Raw genomic sequence first — 1,872 nt, 5'->3', positions numbered from 1 at the left:
TAATCAAGAAATTAATATTCGGTACCTAACTATCAAGTATACCTGGATCATGCACAATGTAAAGCAAAACAGCCGCCAAAAGGCAGCTGCCACCAATTAATCAAACAATTTTCGCAGAATTTGCATTACTCCTTCATCGTTGTTGCTTGGAGCAATATGGTCAGCAATCTTTTTAAGGTCCGGGTGAGCATTGACCATAGCATAGCTGGTTCCGGCTGCCTCTAACATGGTCAAGTCGTTTAAGTAGTCGCCAAAAGCCAGGGTCTCTTCTTTCTTGATTCCCTTTAAATCTGCGATCTTCTTCATCGCTGCCCCCTTATTGGCGTCCTTGTTGACAATGTCAATCCATTCCGGCCCGGCCAAAACCGCGCTCAAGTTGCCCGGCATTTCCGGCAATTGCCGGTAGATTCTTTCTGCTGCCCCGCCTTCAATATAGGCTGTAAACTTGATGATTTCGTCACTGTTTACTTCAGCCGGCAGATCCTCGACATACCGCCGCTTGATATAGTAGGTATCCAGCTGCTTTAAAAAGTTCCGGTCTCCTTCCGGGTCGCGGCAAATAGCCTGGCTGGCCCCGCAAAGAATCGGATTGGCTAAAGGCTCTTTTTCAAAAAGATCAAGGCAAAATTCAGCTTCTTCAGCCGTAATGCCAGCTTTGGCCAAGACCTTGCCCTGCTGGTAGATCAAACCGCCATTATCGCCAATGAAGATCAAGTGATCCTTAATGTCCTTGAAAAGCTCTTCATTGGTGTAATATGGCCGGCCGCTGGCGATCACCATCTGCTGGTCGGGGTGATTCAAAACCCAGGGGGCAAAAGACGCTGGCACTTCTTTGGCGTCATTGACCAAAGTGCCATCCATGTCGGTCGCGATTAATTTGATTTCTTGCTTATTTTCCATGTAAAATGCTTTCCGTAAATTAATTCTCTCTATTGATTCTTCCCTTATTATTCCATTTCTTTTGCAAGAATTCAAAGATTTTCAACTAAAAAAGCAGGCTGTCGCCTGCCGATAATTCTTGCTTTTAGCCATAAATATTGTTGACTGCCTGCCGGTAGAGGTCGACTGACAAAGCAGAAGGATCTTCATTTTTCAAGCGGAGATATTCACCGCGCAGGTCTTCCCACTGGTCCCAGTCCTTGATCGTCTCTTCCTGGATGGTCAAAAAACGGCTGTTAAAGGCTTCGCTCCACTTGCCCCCATCAGTTTTAACCAAGCGGTATTCATCCCCGTCTTCTTCCTTGATGACGGTCAAGTCTAACTTGAAGTTGACCTTGCCGCTCTTCTTGGCCCGGTGCAGAAAGGTCAAAGCCTGGCTGTTTTCCCGGCCTGCTTCAAATTTATCCGCCAGGCCCGCCATTAAGCCCTCGCTGACTTTACTGAGCAAAAGTGCTGGATCTTCTTCAGCTGACTTTACCAGCTTTAACTGGTAATCCAGGTCCACCACCCCGTCGTTTTGGGTCACGAAGTTGCCAGCAGTTCCGACCGTGCTCTCCAGTTCCAGGCTGATGCCCTCCTGGCGCAAATCCGCCAGGGCGGCGTTGACCGCGTCAACGGTCAAATAGCGGTAAATCTTGATTTGTTCTTTCGGGATGTAGCTGTACATAATGCCTCATTTCTGCTTTTCGCCAACAATCTGGTTCTTGCCTTGGTCCTTGGCCTGGTATAGATAGTCGTCAGCCAGCTTGATTATTGCCCGCAGCTCTTCTTCATCATCGATTCTACCGGTAGCATAGCCGATGCTCAAGGTGGCTGGCTCTTTTAACTGCCGGTTTAGTTTAGCATATTCACTTTGAAAAATCTGCAATTTTTTGACAAAAGCGCCATCTTCCATGCCGGAGGCGATAATTAAAACCTCATCGCCGCCATAGC

Annotated in this window: 3 protein-coding genes; all 3 read right to left on the bottom strand. The window is 47.5% G+C overall.

Annotated features, from left to right (window positions below):
- Positions 1 to 96 precede the first annotated feature (96 nt).
- On the bottom strand, positions 97 to 900 hold the full coding sequence (locus ACI32D_RS06190; RefSeq protein ID WP_439775733.1) for an HAD family hydrolase: 804 nt from the start codon (positions 898 to 900) through the stop codon (positions 97 to 99).
- Between the two features lie 124 nt (positions 901 to 1,024).
- Positions 1,025 to 1,606, bottom strand: a complete 582-nt coding sequence (locus ACI32D_RS06185) for a hypothetical protein (RefSeq protein WP_439775732.1) — start codon at positions 1,604 to 1,606, stop codon at positions 1,025 to 1,027.
- Positions 1,607 to 1,612: 6 nt separating this feature from the next.
- Positions 1,613 to 1,872 (bottom strand): diguanylate cyclase (locus tag ACI32D_RS06180; protein ID WP_439775731.1); only part of this gene is annotated, 260 nt, incomplete at its 5' end.

Source organism: Lactobacillus sp., assembly GCF_051873315.1.
Taxonomy (GTDB): Bacteria; Bacillota; Bacilli; order Lactobacillales; family Lactobacillaceae; genus Lactobacillus.
The sequence above is the reverse complement of the archived record's forward strand: the minus strand, read 5'-3'. Positions and strand labels throughout refer to the sequence as shown.